Source organism: Bacillus haynesii, assembly GCF_001969855.1.
Taxonomy (GTDB): domain Bacteria; phylum Bacillota; class Bacilli; order Bacillales; family Bacillaceae; genus Bacillus; species Bacillus haynesii.
The window spans coordinates 68,795-85,145 of sequence record NZ_MRBL01000001.1 but is presented as its reverse complement, the minus strand read 5'-3'; the positions used below and the strand labels follow the sequence as shown (position 1 = coordinate 85,145).

Sequence of the window (16,351 nt, the reverse complement as noted above, 5' to 3'; positions counted from 1 at the left end):
AAGTCAAATCGGATCAAAAAAGGAAGTGTCGGAATGGATCAGGAGACACCCGTTAATATCCATGTGAAATCTGTTATCCGGGAAGGATCGGACACAGAAACAATCGAGTTTCGCACAACTGGGTTTTATTATATGAAAAAAGATAAAATATATCTTTCTTATCATGAAGAGCATGATGCGGGAAAGGTGAAGACGATCGTCAAAGCAAGTGAAGACGAAGTTCTGGTCATGCGTTCCGGCGCCATTGAAATGAAACAGCGTTTCAGGCCGGGCAGCCGCACCGTCACTCATTATAAAATGCCTTTCGGCAGACTGGAGCTTGGCGTGGATACAAAAGCCGTATCAGTCACCCATCAACCGCCAGACGGAAAGATCAGCGTTGAGTACGATATGATTGTAAGCGATGAACAAAAGCATTTACATAAGATGTCGATTTCGTATAGAGGAGGACACGAGTCATGAACATAGTCGAACAAATGAAAGATGTGCTGAAGCAGGAAATTAAGGAAGCTGTCATGAAAGCCGGCCTCGCTGAAGAAAGCGAGATTCCCGAAGTCGTACTGGAAGTTCCGAAGGACAAGTCGCATGGCGACTATTCCACTAATATGGCTATGCAGCTGGCGAGAATCGCCAAAAAAGCGCCGCAGAATATTGCCGAGGAAATCGTTGCATCCTTTGATAAAGGAAAAGCGTCGATCGACAAACTTGATATCGCAGGACCGGGCTTTATCAATTTCTACATGAACAATCAATATTTAACGAAGCTGATTCCGGCTGTGCTTGAAGCAAGAGAGGCCTACGGTGAAACAAATATCGGGGGCGGAGAACGCGTCCAGGTGGAATTCGTCTCAGCAAACCCGACGGGCAACCTGCATCTTGGACATGCCCGCGGAGCCGCTGTCGGAGATTCCCTCTGCAATGTACTTGAAAAAGCGGGATATGAAGTGAGCCGCGAATATTATATCAACGATGCCGGCAATCAAATCAACAACCTTGCATTATCCGTCGAGGCCCGTTACTTTCAGGCGCTCGGAAAAGATAAGCCGATGCCTGAAGACGGATATCACGGCGAAGATATTAAGGAAATCGGCCGAAAACTCGCTGACGAATTCGGCGACCGTTTTGTTCATGAAGAAGAGAGCGAACGCCTCGCGTTTTTCCGCGAATACGGTTTAAAGTACGAATTGGGCAAACTTCGTGAAGACCTCGAGAATTTCCGTGTCCCATTTGATGTCTGGTACTCAGAGACATCGCTTTATCAAAACGGAAAGATCGATCAGGCGCTCGAAGCCCTTCGCGAAAAAGGGCACATCTATGAAGAAGACGGGGCGACATGGTTCCGCTCAACGGCGTTCGGCGATGACAAAGACCGCGTGCTGATTAAAAAAGACGGGTCCTACACGTATCTTCTGCCTGACATCGCTTATCATAAAGACAAGCTTGACCGCGGCTTCCAAAAGCTGATCAACGTATGGGGAGCGGACCATCACGGCTATATTCCGCGCATGAAAGCGGCCATTGAAGCGCTCGGTTATGACAAAGAAACGCTTGAGGTCGAGATCATTCAGCTCGTCCACCTTTACAAAAACGGCGAAAAAATGAAAATGAGCAAAAGAACCGGAAAAGCCGTCACAATGCGCGATCTCATTGATGAGGTCGGCCTTGACGCGGTGCGTTACTTCTTTGCGATGCGCAGCGCCGATACCCATATGGACTTTGACCTTGATCTGGCCGTCTCTACATCTAATGAAAATCCGGTTTACTACGCGCAGTACGCCCATGCGAGAATTTGCAGCATGCTGCGCCAAGGCGAAGAAAAAGGTATTTCATTTGAAGGAACCCCTGATCTGACGAAAATCGGTTCTGAAAAAGAATATGATCTGCTTAAAGTGATCGGCTCGTTCCCTGAGGCCGTCGCTGATGCCGCAGAGAAGCGGATTCCGCACCGCATTACAAACTATATTTTTGAATTGGCATCTGTGCTCCACAGCTTTTACAATGCTGAGAAAGTTCTCGATCCGGCAGATGAAGAAAAAAGTCGGGCGCGTTTATCATTGATGAAGGCAACACAAATCACATTAAATAATGCACTCAAGCTGATCGGCGTATCAGCGCCTGAAAAAATGTAAAACGAAGCCCCCGTCCATTGAACGGGGGCTTTTTTTTTATTTAGTGAGGAGGCGTCTCACAAAGGAAGGACCGCCGCCTTCTCTTATTGAACTTGAGCATCAGAAAGAATCGATTGTGCTTTTTTTACTAATTCCTGTGCCATTTTCCCTTCGATGACAATCAGGCACTCATTTTCACGATTGGCCATTCTGAACATTTCCAGCTCAATTAAATCTTTAATTTTGCACATCGTTTTTCTTGAGCATATATATAGCTGATGTCTGGCTGAGCGGCAAAGCCTGTACAGCTCAATCAAGTTTTTTAATGTCATCGATTGTGCGCGGAGTTTAATCGACTCTGCTTGGTTCATCGTACATCCCTCCGTATGTAATCATCACCTTGGTGAAATGTTACCCGCATGTCATGCAGGATAAACGTATGATTCATAAAAAGTATGAAATCGATTTCGTCAGCCATTCGACGGGCCGCTGCATCACCGGCCGCTTCGCATACCGCTCCTTTGTCAGAAGCTCAGCGTGTTCAATGCTTTCCTTGACGACGTCAAAGAATTGTTTTGCCCAGTGTTTATCATGGATGACGACATTCACTTCATCATTGAGAAACAAGCTCCGGTTGTCAAAATTCGATGTTCCGATCATCACATGCCGGTCATCGACGATCAATGCTTTTGCATGATAAAAGCCCCTGTAGTACCGGTAAATATAGCAGCCCGCTTCCAAGAGTGCGGGAAAGTGCGTGTAGGCGGCCTCTTTGACAAGCGGATGGTCAGCTTTCATCGGCACGAGAACCGACACGTTCACGCCCCTTTCCCTGGCTGAAAGAACAGCCTGCTGCAAAGCCGGGCTCGGTATATAGTACGGTGTGCAAATCATGATTCTTTCTTTTGCCTGTTCGATAAATGAAATGTATTTTTCCTCTAGAGAAAACCCCTTTGTCGCATGCATGGAATGGGTGACAGCTCCTTGATGCAGCGGCGGAAACACGCTGCTGTCCGGCTTTGCCTGCGGCGCTTCTCTTTTGAAGTCCGATAAAAAAATGTGCTGCAAGTCAGCCACGCCTTCTCCCGTCATTCGCAAATGGTAATCCTTCCACGGTCCGAATTCCGCTTTTTTACCAAGGTATTCTTTCGCAATGTTAAATCCGCCCACATAGCCGATCTTTCCGTCTATGACGGCGATTTTTCGGTGATTTCTTGCATTCAGCCGATAAAAGAAATAAGGGAAGCCCGGCTTGTTGACGAAAAAAACGTGCGCTCCGCTTTGTTTTAAGCCGGACAGCACTTGTTTCTTCACCTTCATCGCGCCGATCCGGTCGATCAGCAAGCGGACGCATACGCCGGATTTCGCTTTATCCTTCAGCACCTTCAAAAATTCAAGACTGATGTCATCGTTCTTCACAATATAAAACATGACATGCACCGACGATTCGGCCTGGCGGATGTCATCCATCAGCCGCTCACACAAGTCTTCTCCATTATGAATCAGTTCAATATCGCTTTTCTTCGCTGAAAAAACGGGTTCGTAGGCTTTCTTCTCAAAGGCTTTGCGGCCGAGACGGAAATCGAGCGCAAGAAGCAGGATGAGAAAACATACCATAATCATAAGAGGCACCAATGAAGACACTCCCTTTTTTCGTGTAAAGAATAGTGTCCCCCTATTTTCCTGCATTTATGAAAATATATTGACTGAACACTCATTCATTATTTAAGATAAAGGTAGTTCAAGGGGATTTAAGGTTGGGGAAATGAAGGGGGGAGCAGCTGATGAATGTCTTACTGTGGTTGAATTTCATTGCGTTTTTAGGTGTAACCGCTTACGCCGTTTATCTGTTTGTCTATTTGATCAGAACGAGAATCAGCTACATCAGGCTCGGACAAAAAGAGGATTTTGATAAGCGGACGAAGGAGCGCCTTCAAAAGATATGGGAGAACGTGTTTGGCCAAAAGAAACTGCTTAAAGATAAAAAAAGCGGCATCATCCATGTCATGTTTTTTTACGGATTTATTCTCGTACAGTTGGGAGCGATCGATTTTATTTTGAAAGGGCTCGTTCCTGATCAAGGCCTTCCGCTTGGCGGCGTCTACCCGGCGTTTACGTTTTTTCAGGAAATCGTCACGCTGATGATTTTAATTGCGGTAGTCTGGGCTTTTCACAGGCGCTATATTGAAAAGCTCGTCAGACTGAAGCGCAATTTTAAGTCGGGGATCGTGCTCATGCTGATCGGCGGCTTGATGTTTACCGTTTTACTCGGAAACGGTATGAACATGATCTGGCATGAACATTCATTATCATGGCACGAACCGATGGCATCAGGCATCGCTTTTGTCTTCGGTTTTATGGGGGAAACCGCCGCAGAGGCAGTGTTCTACGCGGCATGGTGGGCGCACCTTCTCATCTTACTGACATTTTTAGTCTATGTGCCGCAGTCAAAACACGCCCACTTAATTGCCGGACCGGCAAACGTATTTTTCAGCCGGCTGACAAACCCGGGAAAGCTTCAAAAAATCGATTTTGAAGATGAAACAAAAGAAACGTTCGGCGTCGGACGGATCGAGGAATTCAGGCAGTCCCAGCTGATCGACCTTTACGCGTGCGTGGAATGCGGGCGCTGTACCAATATGTGCCCGGCTACCGGAACAGGCAAGATGCTTTCGCCGATGGATCTGATTTTGCGGCTCAGAGACCATTTGACAGAAAAGGGAGCAGCAGTGACATCGAAAACGCCTTGGGTTCCCGCGCCGCTCTTTCAGCATACGAAAGGCAACCAGCTGGCCATAGCGGCAGGGGGAGAAGGATCAAGGGAAGCGGCTGCTTCAGAACTTTACAATCCGAGCTTAATCGGCGACATCATCACAGAAGAAGAAATTTGGGCCTGCACAACCTGCCGGAATTGTGAAGATCAGTGCCCGGTCATGAATGAGCACGTCGATAAGATCATCGATCTCCGCCGCTATCTCGTGCTCACAGAAGGAAAAATGGATGCAGATGCCCAGCGCGCCATGACGAGCATTGAAAGGCAGGGGAACCCTTGGGGGTTAAACAGAAAAGAACGTGAAAACTGGCGTGACATGAGAGACGACGTTGAGGTGCCGACAGTGAAGGAAATGAAGAAAAAAGGCGAATCCTTTGAATACCTGTTTTGGGTCGGATCGATGGGATCGTATGACCGGAGAAGTCAGAAGATCGCCATGGCTTTCGCGCGCCTCCTCAATCAAGCCGGGGTCACGTTCGCGATTTTAGGCAATAAAGAAAAAAATTCAGGCGATACGCCGAGGCGGCTTGGCAACGAGTTTTTATTCCAGGAGCTTGCCGCAAAAAACATAGAAGAATTTGAAAAAAATGATGTTCAAAAAATTGTAACCATCGATCCGCATGCATACAATATTTTTAAAAATGAATATCCTGATTTTGGTCTGAAAGCGGAAGTATATCATCATACAGAAATTCTCGCTGCCCTCATTGAAGAAGGAAGGCTGAAACCTGAGTTTCCGGTTCGCGAAACCGTCACCTTTCATGATTCATGCTATTTGGGCCGCTACAACGAGGTTTACGATCCGCCGCGCGCTATTCTCCGCTCCATTCCGGGCATCCGTTTAACGGAAATGGAGCGCAGCCGTGAAAACGGAATGTGCTGCGGAGCGGGGGGCGGCCTCATGTGGATGGAGGAAGAGGCGGGCACAAGGATCAACGTTGCCAGAACGGAGCAGGCGCTCAGCACTTCACCTTCTGTTATCAGTTCGGGCTGTCCGTATTGTTTAACGATGCTCGGCGATGGAACAAAAGCCAAGGAATTGGAGGATCAGGTCGGCACGTACGATGTAGCGGAGCTGCTTGAACGCGCCGTCTTCGGGTCAGAACAAAAAGAACATGCTTCATAGACGGATTTCAGGTTTTGAATAAAGAAGGTGTGAGCTGGATCTCCGCCTTCTTTTATCTTCGGTATGTACAAATCATGATAAGGGGAGAGGATGTCAGGTGGCGAGATCGGTTATTGCAGGCGGCGCGCGCACGCCTTTTGGAAAACTCGGGGGTGCGCTTCAGTCAAAGACGGCAGCGGAGCTCGGCGGAATCGCTATAAAAGAGGCATTAAAACGTTCCGGTGTACATCCTGAGGATGTCGATGAAGTCATCATGGGCTCCGTTCTTCAAGGCGGACAGGGGCAGCTGCCGTCGAGGCAGGCCGCGCGTTTTGCGGGACTTCCATGGGACGTCAAAACGGAAACGATTAATAAAGTGTGCGCTTCAGGTTTAAGAAGCATCACAATGGCGGATCAGATCATCCGGGCCGGTGATGCGGAGGTCATTGCCGCGGGAGGTATGGAATCGATGTCAAATGCCCCTTATTTGCTTCAAAAAGCGAGGTGGGGGCTGAGAATGGGAGACGGAGCGGTTAAAGATTTGATGATCACAGACGGGCTGACATGCTCATTTACTGGCGTTCACATGGGCTCCTACGGAAACGCCGCTGCGAAAGAGTTGGAGATTGCCAGGGAAGAGCAGGATCGATGGGCGCTCAGGAGCCACATGCGGGCCGTACAGGCTACGGCTTCAGGCGCGCTTGGAGAAGAGATCGTCCCGGTCAGCATCCAAGAGAAGCGGGGCGGCGAATTAACGGTCGATCAAGATGAAGCTCCGCGGCGCGACACGTCATTGGAAAGGCTGTCAAAGCTTGCTCCGGTTTTTGACCATGATGGGACAATTACTGCGGGAAACGCGCCGGGGGTAAATGATGGGGCATGCTCACTTATCGTGATGAATGAAGACAAAGCAAAGGAACTCAATGTGAAGGCGTCCGCCGTCATTAAAGCGCATACATCCATTGCAGTCGAAGCCAAAGACTTCCCGAAAACCCCCGGGCTTGTCATCAGAGAACTGCTTAACAAAACGGGAGCTGAACTTTCTGATATCAAACTGTTTGAAATCAATGAAGCTTTCGCCGCGGTTGCTTTAGCAAGCGGAAAGATCGCGGGCCTTGATATGGAGAAGGTCAATGTCAATGGCGGCGCCATTGCGCTTGGCCATCCGATCGGTGCGAGCGGAGCAAGAATCATTTTAACGCTTATGTACGAATTAAAACGGCGCGGCGGCGGTACAGGTATTGCTGCCATTTGCAGCGGCGGCGGCCAGGGAGACGCCGTGATGATCGAGGTATAAAAAGGGGGATTTTAAATGAAAAAAGACACGATCATGGTCATCGGAGCCGGCCAGATGGGGGCCGGGATCGCCCAGGTCTCTGCCCAGGCCGGATACAATGTTTACATGTATGACGTATCACCTGAACAAATTGAAAAGGGAATGAAGCGCATTTCCGGCCAGCTAGTCAGACAGGCGGAAAAAGGCAAGCTGCCGCATGGAGACGTGCAGCAAATCTATCAGCGTCTTTCTCCTTCAGCTTCGCTGGACGAAGCACGGGAAGCCTTTCTCATCATTGAAGCGGCTGTTGAGCAAATGGATGTAAAAAAAGAGATTTTCAAGCGGCTTGATGAAGTGACCGAAGACTCAGCCATATTGGCATCAAATACATCGTCCTTGTCGATTACGGAACTCGCTTCCGTCACGAAAAAACCCCAGAATGTCATCGGCATGCATTTTATGAACCCGGTTCCGGTCATGCAGCTTGTCGAGGTCATCAGGGGGCTTGAGACGAGCGGCGAAACATATGAAACCGTCGTGTCTGCAGCGGAGCGGATGAACAAGGTTCCGATAGAGGTGCGGGATTTTCCGGGATTTATCTCCAACCGCATTTTAATGCCGATGATTAATGAGGCGGTTTTTGCACTTTATGAAGGCGTCGCCGAGAAAGAAAGCATAGACGGAATCATGAAGCTTGGCATGAACCATCCGATGGGTCCGCTGGCTCTCGCCGATCTGATCGGTCTGGATACGTGTCTGTATATTATGGAGACGCTGCATGAAGGCTTTGGCGATGATAAATACAGGCCTTGTCCGCTCCTTAAACAATATGTCAGCGCAGGACGTCTCGGAAAGAAAACGGGCAGAGGGTTTTATACGTACGAAAAGCAGCCGACATAAGGAGGGGTGAGCTTGAATTTTCAGTTTACAGAAGAGCAGACCCGCATGCAGAAGATTGTCAGGCAATTTGTCAACCAGGAGGTCGCTCCTTTTGTACCTGAAATGGAAAAAGGACGTTTTCCAGCCTCTCTTTTGAAGAAAATGGCGGAGCGCGGCTGGATGGGGCTTCCGATACCGGCTACATACAGCGGGGCCGGTCATGACTTCATCACCTATATGATGACCATACATGAGCTGTCAAAGAAAAGTCCCGTTCTTGGTGCGGTTCTCTCTGTACACACGTCAATTGTCACCATTCCCATTCTTTTATACGGAAATGAGCGGCAAAAAGAGCATTATGTTAAAAAACTGGCAGCAGGAGAGTACTTGGGAGCTTTTTGTTTAACCGAACCGAGTGCCGGTTCCGATGCGGGCAGTCTAAAAACCAGGGCCGAAAAGCGCGGCGATACCTATGTGCTGAACGGAACGAAAGTTTTCATCACAAACGGCGGAGCAGCGGACATTTATCTTATTTTTGCTTCAACCGATCAGAAGGCGGGAACGGGAGGCATTTCCGCTTTTATCGTGGAGAAGGGAACGCCGGGCTTTTTCATCGGAAAAAATGAAAAGAAAATGGGGCTTCACGGTTCGCTAACGGTCACTTTAAATTTTGATAACGCTGTCATTCCTGCCCGGCAGCTGCTGGGGGAGGAAGGAAAGGGATTCAAAATGGCCCTGTCTAACCTGGATACCGGCCGGATCGGAATTGCGGCGCAGGCTCTGGGTATCGCCGAAGGAGCGCTTTCTGAAGCTGTTCAATTTCTAAAAAAACGGTATCCGGACGGAGAGCTGTATAAGAACGGACAAGGGCTTGCCTTTAAGCTGGCCGACATGGCGGCGAGGACAGAGGCAGCCAGGCTTCTCGTCTATCAGGCCGCTTCGCTGAAACAGCAAGGCATGCAGACGGGAAAAGCTGCTTCAATGGCCAAACTGTTCGCTTCGGAAACGGCGATGTATGTCGCCGGAGAAGCCGTGCAGCTGCTCGGAGATTTTGGATACACAAAGGATTTTAGCGCTGAACGATATTTCAGGGATGCGAAAGTGTGTGAAATTTATGAGGGCACAAGCGAGATCCAGCGGATCGTTATCGGTAAGCATTTATAAGGGGTCAAAGGGGGAAAAAGGATGATCTTTAAGCTGAGTGAAGAGCACCAAATGATACAGAAGATGGTGCGCGACTTTGCCCATCACGAGGTGGAGCCGACTGCGAAGGAGCGGGATGAGGAAGAGCGGTTTGACAGAGAACTGTTTGCAAAAATGGCGGAATTGGGGCTGACAGGTATACCGTGGCCTGAGGAATACGGAGGGATCGGCAGCGACTATCTCGCCTACGTTATCGCGGTTGAAGAGCTTTCGAAAGTCTGCGCCTCAACGGGTGTCACCTTGTCTGCCCATACATCGCTTGCGGGCTGGCCGATTTACGCATTCGGAACAGAAGAACAGAAGCAGGAATACTTAAAGCCGATGGCCCGCGGTGAAAAGATAGGAGCCTACGGATTGACGGAGCCCGGTTCAGGCTCCGATGCCGGCGGTATGAAAACGGGCGCGGTTAAAAACGGCGATGAATATATTTTAAACGGGACGAAGATTTTTATCACAAACGGCGGAATCGCAGACTTCTACATCGTGTTTGCCAACCTTGCGCCGGAACAGAAACACAAAGGCACAACCGCTTTTATCGTTGAAAAGGATTTTCCCGGCTTTTCTGTCGGGAAAAAAGAAAGGAAACTGGGCATCCGTTCATCGCCGACAACCGAAATCATCTTTCAGGATTGCCGCGTACCTTTAAAAAACCGCCTTGGCGGGGAAGGTGAAGGCTTTAAAATCGCAATGAAGACGCTCGATGGAGGTAGAAACGGAATTGCCGCTCAAGCTGTCGGGATTGCCCAGGGCGCATTTGAGGCGGCGAAAGCGTATGCGAAAGAGCGGAAGCAATTCGGCAGGCCGATCGCCGAGCAGCAGGGGATCGCTTTTAAATTGGCTGATATGGCGACGGAGATTGAAGCTTCAAGGCTTTTAACCTACCAGGCGGCATGGCTGGAATCGGAGGGACTGCCTTATGGAAAAGCTTCCGCCATGTCAAAGCTTTACGCAGGGGATACGGCCATGAAAGTGACGACCGAGGCCGTGCAAATATTCGGCGGATACGGCTACACAAAGGATTATCCGGTCGAGCGCTTTATGCGCGATGCAAAAATCACTCAAATCTATGAAGGAACGCAGGAAATTCAGAAGCTCGTCATTTCGAGAATGCTGATGAAATAAGGGTGGAAAACAGCCGTCTGGCACGGCTTGATCTGCTGCCGGCGGACAGGCTGCCGGCGCAGTTTTTTTCGTTTTGAAAGGGCCGGATGCTCCCGGCTGTTCTATGTTTCAATCCCGCTTGCCGCCGATTTCCAATGCAACCGGTAAAAATTATTGAATTAACGGGAATAAAGGTGGCATAAAGTGATTTCTTTTGTTTATAATGAGAGGTATGGTTTGTCGTAAAAGACAGGGATTACATGCTTATTTTCTATGACAGAGATAGTAGATACATACATGAAGATAGAAAGGGAGTGTCTGGCGATGAGTTTGAAACAATACTCAGAGGAACAGCTAAAGGAAATGGCTTTAGTTGAAATCGCATACGAAATTTTCTCGGAACACAAAAAACCGATTACATTCCAGGAGCTAACAGATCAAGTGGCTTCCTTGCTTGGAATGGGGAAAGAAGAGCTGGAAGACCGCATCGCCCAGTTCTACACAGATTTAAATATCGACGGACGCTTTTTGGCGCTGTCAGACCAAACGTGGGGCCTGCGCAGCTGGTATCCGTATGATCAGCTTGATGAAGAAACGCAGCCGACTGTAAAAGCGAAAAAGAAAAAAGCGAAAAAAGTGGTTGAAGAAGATCTTGATCTTGACGAATTCGAAGAAATCGACGAGGATGATATTCTTCTTGACGATGTCGAAGAAGATTTGGACATTAACGCCGATGAATTCGAAGAAATCGATGAAGCCGACGATGATGAGCTGGATGATCTTGAAGACGAGATCCTGGATGATGATGATGAAGATTTTGAAGAAGAGGAAGACGAAGATTAATTTGCCGTCTGAACGGAATTTCATGTCTAAATCGATCTTGACTTTCACAGGCGAACTATGTAGTATGTATTTTGGGCTCTTCAAAACGAAGAGATTCGAGTGATACGGACTATCAGCTCCCTTTCAAGAAATTGAAAGGGAGCTTTCTTGTTTTTCCGCCTCCTAATCATTTAAATCATTTAGAAAAGATCTAAATGATTTTTCATAAAAAGAGCATTTTAAGGAATAAGCGTTAATCGAAGAGAGGGGTACAGAAATGACAAAATATATCTTTGTAACCGGAGGAGTTGTATCCTCGCTTGGAAAAGGAATTACGGCGTCTTCGCTCGGCCGCCTGCTGAAGAACAGAGGTTTGAATGTTACCATTCAAAAATTTGACCCGTATATCAACGTAGACCCGGGGACGATGAGCCCGTATCAGCACGGTGAAGTGTTCGTAACCGACGACGGTGCGGAAACCGATCTTGACCTCGGCCATTATGAGCGCTTCATCGACATCAATTTAAATAAATACAGCAACGTGACAACAGGAAAAATCTATTCCACGGTGCTGAAAAAAGAGCGCAGAGGCGATTATTTAGGCGGTACCGTACAGGTCATCCCTCATATCACAAATGAAATTAAAGACCGCGTATTCCGCGCCGGAAAAGAAACGCACGCTGATGTCGTGATCACCGAAATCGGCGGAACCGTCGGTGACATCGAATCGCTGCCGTTTCTTGAAGCGATCCGCCAGATCAAGAGCGATGTCGGCCGCGACAATGTAATGTACATCCATTGTACACTTGTTCCATATCTTAAAGCGGCGGGAGAAATGAAAACAAAGCCGACTCAGCACAGCGTAAAAGAACTGCGCAGCCTCGGCATTCAGCCAAACGTCATCGTCGTGAGAACAGAAATGCCGATTTCTCAGGACATGAAAGATAAAATCGCGCTGTTCTGCGACATCGATCCTAAAGCCGTCATCGAGGCCGGAGATGCGGATACGCTCTACTCCATTCCTCTCGATCTGCAAAAACAAGGGCTGGACAGCCTGGTCTGCAGCCACTTGAAGCTGGATTGCAGAGAGGCCGATATGGAAGAGTGGAAAGAACTCGTCAAAAAGGTGAAAAATCTGTCCAAAACGGTAACAATCGCTTTGGTCGGTAAATACGTTGAGCTCCCTGATGCTTACATTTCTGTTGTGGAATCGCTTCGCCATGCGGGTTATGCGTTTGACGCAGACATTCAGGTTAAATGGATCAATGCGGAAGAAGTGACGGAAGACAACGTTGCCGATCTTGTTCAGGATGCGGACGGTATTCTTGTGCCGGGCGGATTCGGAGACCGCGGTGTTGAAGGAAAAATCGCGACAGTCAAATATGCCCGCGAACAAAAGATTCCGTTCTTCGGCATTTGCCTCGGAATGCAGGTGGCATCGATTGAATACGCGAGAAACGTGCTCGGTCTTGAAGGAGCGCACTCAGCCGAAATCGATCCGTCCACACCGTATCCGATTATCGACCTTCTCCCTGAACAAAAGGACATTGAAGACCTCGGCGGAACCCTGCGCCTCGGACTTTATCCGTGTAAGCTTCAAGAAGGATCGAAAGCGTACCAGGCATATGAAAATGAAGTGGTGTATGAACGCCACCGCCACCGCTACGAATTCAACAATGAGTTCAGACAGCAGATGGAAGAAGCCGGATTCGTATTTTCCGGTACAAGCCCTGACGGCCGCCTCGTGGAAATTATCGAGCTTAAAGACCATCCATGGTTTGTCGCGTCTCAGTTCCACCCTGAATTTACGTCAAGACCGACAAGACCTCAGGCTCTGTTCAGAGACTTCGTACATGCTTCGCTAAAGACTTCGGAAAAGCTGTAAAAAAAGAAAGCCTGCCGGCAAATCACGCCGGCAGGCTTTTTTTGGCTCTTTCTGATGATAATGGCGGCCCGAACTGGTACTATATTCATAAGGCCGGCCTCACCGTCACTAATTTCCTTTAGGCAACCCTGTTTTATTGGTATTCCTGAAGAATTTCCTTTAATGTAAAGGATAGGGCATGATAAATGTAGAGGCTGACCATCAGGGACGGAAATCCGTACCTTGTTCCGTCTTCATCGGGAAGAAGCGGCATTCTCAGCTTTGAATCGATATGGACATCGGCGAAGGAAGAGATCGGGGCGCCGTCTTTTCCCGAAGGGGAGACGACAACAAGTCCGATTCCTTTTTCATACAGTTTTTCCGCCATTTTCAGCTCTTCGTCATCCGCTGAACCGGCGCAGAACATCAGCACTTTGTCCGTCATTTCAAAACCGGGCCAGTTTTCTTCGTCTTTCGGCAGCGGTTTGACTGAGGGGAACGGTTCAGAACTGTACATCGCTTCTTTCAAAATGCCTTCCAATTCATTTTTTCCGTATACATAAACCGAATGATCACTGATGACCGCCTGAGCCAACAAGCGGGCGCCGTCCTCTATCGATTGGGCCTCGCCCTCTTGAATCCGCTTGAAGATTCCCGTCAATTGAGTGGTGAAAATTTTAAGCAAGCTGACTCCTCCTTTTTTACTGACTATCATTATATAACAAAAGAGAATAATGGGAAAAATCCTCTAAATATGTCGCAAACTTAAATTTTTTAATTAAAGGAAAAGAGAAAAACAAAACAGAATAGATAAACTACTGCTTAATTTTGGCGAAAATTATAAATATAGAGGTGTAAATCATGAATGAGAAGATTTTAATCGTAGACGACCAGTACGGGATTCGGGTTCTGCTGAATGAAGTTTTCAATAAAGAAGGGTACAAAACCTTCCAGGCCGCGAACGGGATTCAAGCGCTTGACATTGTGAAAAACCAGCGCCCTGACCTCGTTCTGCTCGATATGAAGATCCCCGGAATGGACGGAATTGAAATTTTGAAAAGAATGAAGGTCATAGACGAGGGGATCCGCGTCATCATTATGACGGCCTACGGAGAGCTCGACATGATCCAGGAATCGAAGGAGCTCGGAGCCCTGACGCACTTTGCGAAGCCTTTTGACATCGACGAAATTCGCGATGCCGTTAAAACCTATCTGCCCATAAAGTCTAACGGATAGACGGGAAAAGTTTTTGATGTTGTCACAGTCATGTTGTTGCCGATTTGTTGATTAATTGTTATTCTATATAAGTGGAGAAAAGCTATCTAACGTTTTTAAAAAACCAAAACATTTTACATATGGCGGATTTTTCTGGTCATGCTAGGTAGGTGTGGAGGCTTTTTTCGCAAAAGCAAATCAGGCTACATAAGGAGGACTTTCGACATGCCTTTAGTATCAATGACGGAAATGTTGAATAATGCAAAAGAAAACGGATATGCTGTCGGACAATTTAACTTAAATAACCTTGAGTTCACTCAAGCGATTTTACAAGCCGCTGAAGAAGAGAAATCTCCTGTTATCCTCGGTGTATCAGAAGGTGCAGGACGCTATATGGGCGGATTTAAAACCGTTGTTGCAATGGTTAAAGCGCTGATGGAAGAATACAACGTAACAGTACCTGTTGCGATTCATTTAGACCACGGTTCAAGCTTTGAATCTTGTGCAAAAGCGATTCATGCGGGATTCACTTCCGTTATGATCGACGCTTCTCACCATCCTTTCGATGAGAACGTTGCGACGACTTCAAAAGTTGTTGAGCTCGCTCATTTCCACGGCGTATCAGTTGAAGCTGAGCTTGGAACTGTAGGCGGACAGGAAGACGACGTAATTGCAGAAGGCGTCATCTACGCGGATCCTAAAGAGTGCCAAGAACTTGTTGAGCGCACAGGAATCGACTGCCTTGCACCTGCATTAGGTTCTGTTCACGGCCCTTACAAAGGCGAACCAAACCTTGGATTCAAAGAAATGGAAGAAATCGGAAACACAACTGGTCTTCCGCTCGTACTTCACGGCGGAACAGGCATTCCGACTGCCGACATTAAGAAAGCTATTTCCTTAGGTACGGCAAAAATCAACGTCAACACTGAAAACCAAATTGCTTCTGCGAAAGCTGTTCGCGAAACGCTGGCTGCGAAGCCTGAAGAGTATGATCCGCGCAAATACCTCGGACCTGCACGTGAAGCTATCAAAGAAACAGTGATCGGCAAAATGCGTGAATTTGGTTCTTCAAACAAAGCATAATGACGATTGGAAAAGCATCTGTTTTCCCGCAAGGCCGGGGAAACAGGATGTTTTTCTGATGTTTTAGGGAAGTGCTGTTAACACATGCTATTTGACGGCATGAGGCTCTTTTGCTTCCCGTTCAGTCAAAAAAGCCGCCTGATAGCGACAGGCGGTTTTATCCATATCATCCGGAAAGCGCAAACAAGTTCCACAGTTCAGACATTTTCATGACAGGAGGTTTTATCAATATGCTGTTTTTTATTGATACTGCAAATTTAGACGAAATTAAAGAGGCGCACGCTCTCGGCGTGCTTGCGGGAGTTACGACAAATCCTAGTTTAGTAGCAAAAGAAAACATTTCGTTTCATGACCGTCTGCGTGAAATTACCGAAGTGGTTTCTGGGTCAGTCAGCGCTGAGGTTATTTCTCTGAAGGCTGAAGAGATGATTGAAGAAGGAAAAGAGCTTGCGAAAATCGCGCCGAATATTACGGTAAAAATTCCGATGACGTCTGACGGCCTGAAAGCTGTTAAAGCATTAACCGATCTCGGGATTAAAACGAACGTCACACTGATCTTCAGCGCAAATCAGGCGCTTCTTGCCGCAAGAGCAGGAGCTACGTATGTTTCCCCGTTCCTGGGACGCCTTGACGATATCGGCCACAACGGCCTCGACTTGATCAGTGAAATTAAACAAATTTTCGATGTGCACGGTTTGGATACGCAAATCATCGCCGCGTCCATCCGTCATGCGCAGCATGTGACTGAGGCCGCGCTAAGGGGAGCGCATATCGGCACGATGCCTCTCAAAGTCATTCACCAGCTTACAAAGCACCCGCTGACTGATAAAGGGATCGAACAGTTTTTAGCTGACTGGAATAAATAATTGCTTCATGTGGGTGGCAAGTGGAGGGGCTCCCTCCGTTTGTCACCATTTTGTCT

The 16,351-nt window shown here is 47.9% G+C and carries 15 protein-coding genes; 12 read left to right on the top strand and 3 right to left on the bottom strand.

The features are described from left to right. Window positions 1–33 precede the first annotated feature (33 nt). Both BTA31_RS00400 and argS read left to right on the top strand, forming a co-directional pair. Window positions 34–462 carry a YwiB family protein gene (locus BTA31_RS00400; protein ID WP_043925193.1) on the top strand — a complete coding sequence of 143 codons (429 nt, stop codon included), beginning with the start codon at window positions 34–36 and terminating at the stop codon, window positions 460–462. Then, complete coding sequence (gene argS, locus BTA31_RS00395; protein ID WP_076788177.1) at window positions 459–2,129, top strand: arginine--tRNA ligase; 1,671 nt, start codon at window positions 459–461, stop codon at window positions 2,127–2,129. The genes BTA31_RS00400 and argS overlap by 4 nt, the downstream gene beginning before the upstream one ends. An 83-nt stretch (window positions 2,130–2,212) precedes the next feature. On the opposite strand, the gene BTA31_RS00390 is transcribed toward argS, so the two are convergent. Both BTA31_RS00390 and cls read right to left on the bottom strand, forming a co-directional pair. Continuing rightward, window positions 2,213–2,479, bottom strand: a complete 267-nt coding sequence (locus BTA31_RS00390; RefSeq protein ID WP_043925189.1) for a hypothetical protein — start codon at window positions 2,477–2,479, stop codon at window positions 2,213–2,215. 73 nt (window positions 2,480–2,552) lie between these two features. After that, a complete protein-coding gene (cls, locus tag BTA31_RS00385; protein WP_076788175.1) occupies window positions 2,553–3,743 on the bottom strand; it encodes a cardiolipin synthase in 1,191 nt (396 codons plus the stop codon). 149 nt (window positions 3,744–3,892) lie between these two features. Between cls and BTA31_RS00380 the strand changes: the two genes are divergently transcribed. The 7 genes from BTA31_RS00380 to BTA31_RS00350 all read left to right on the top strand — a co-directional run bounded on the left by BTA31_RS00380 (window position 3,893) and on the right by BTA31_RS00350 (window position 13,152). After that, window positions 3,893–6,007, top strand: a complete 2,115-nt coding sequence (locus tag BTA31_RS00380; protein WP_076788173.1) for a (Fe-S)-binding protein — start codon at window positions 3,893–3,895, stop codon at window positions 6,005–6,007. A 97-nt stretch (window positions 6,008–6,104) separates the two neighbouring features. Further along, window positions 6,105–7,283 (top strand): acetyl-CoA C-acetyltransferase, encoded by a 1,179-nt coding sequence (locus BTA31_RS00375; protein WP_076788170.1) that lies wholly within the window; start codon window positions 6,105–6,107, stop codon window positions 7,281–7,283. A gap of 15 nt (window positions 7,284–7,298) precedes the next feature. Continuing rightward, the gene (locus BTA31_RS00370; RefSeq protein ID WP_076788167.1) at window positions 7,299–8,162 is read left to right on the top strand and encodes a 3-hydroxybutyryl-CoA dehydrogenase; all 864 of its coding nucleotides are present in this window, start codon (window positions 7,299–7,301) and stop codon (window positions 8,160–8,162) included. 12 nt (window positions 8,163–8,174) lie between these two features. Continuing rightward, entirely contained in the window at window positions 8,175–9,305 is a 1,131-nt protein-coding gene (locus tag BTA31_RS00365; protein ID WP_076788165.1) for an acyl-CoA dehydrogenase family protein, read from the top strand. A gap of 21 nt (window positions 9,306–9,326) precedes the next feature. Then, entirely contained in the window at window positions 9,327–10,466 is a 1,140-nt protein-coding gene (locus BTA31_RS00360) for an acyl-CoA dehydrogenase (protein ID WP_043925182.1), read from the top strand. A 303-nt stretch (window positions 10,467–10,769) separates the two neighbouring features. Next, window positions 10,770–11,288 carry a DNA-directed RNA polymerase subunit delta gene (gene rpoE / locus BTA31_RS00355; RefSeq protein WP_076788162.1) on the top strand — a complete coding sequence of 173 codons (519 nt, stop codon included), beginning with the start codon at window positions 10,770–10,772 and terminating at the stop codon, window positions 11,286–11,288. Window positions 11,289–11,544: 256 nt separating this feature from the next. Continuing rightward, window positions 11,545–13,152 (top strand): CTP synthase, encoded by a 1,608-nt coding sequence (locus tag BTA31_RS00350; protein WP_043925180.1) that lies wholly within the window; start codon window positions 11,545–11,547, stop codon window positions 13,150–13,152. 133 nt (window positions 13,153–13,285) lie between these two features. Here the strand turns inward: BTA31_RS00350 and BTA31_RS00345 are convergent, their stop codons facing one another. Further along, complete coding sequence (locus BTA31_RS00345) at window positions 13,286–13,816, bottom strand: DUF2529 domain-containing protein (protein ID WP_076788159.1); 531 nt, start codon at window positions 13,814–13,816, stop codon at window positions 13,286–13,288. A 173-nt stretch (window positions 13,817–13,989) separates the two neighbouring features. Here BTA31_RS00345 and BTA31_RS00340 point away from each other — a divergent pair, with 173 nt between their 5' ends. The 3 genes from BTA31_RS00340 (at window position 13,990) to fsa (ending at window position 16,295) form a co-directional block, all read left to right on the top strand. After that, entirely contained in the window at window positions 13,990–14,367 is a 378-nt protein-coding gene (locus BTA31_RS00340; protein WP_094777382.1) for a response regulator, read from the top strand. 204 nt (window positions 14,368–14,571) lie between these two features. Further along, window positions 14,572–15,429: a class II fructose-bisphosphate aldolase gene (locus BTA31_RS00335; protein ID WP_076788157.1), complete on the top strand. Its 858-nt coding sequence runs from the start codon at window positions 14,572–14,574 to the stop codon at window positions 15,427–15,429. 230 nt (window positions 15,430–15,659) lie between these two features. Next, window positions 15,660–16,295 (top strand): fructose-6-phosphate aldolase, encoded by a 636-nt coding sequence (gene fsa / locus BTA31_RS00330; protein WP_020453287.1) that lies wholly within the window; start codon window positions 15,660–15,662, stop codon window positions 16,293–16,295. The last annotated feature ends 56 nt before the right edge of the window (window positions 16,296–16,351 follow it).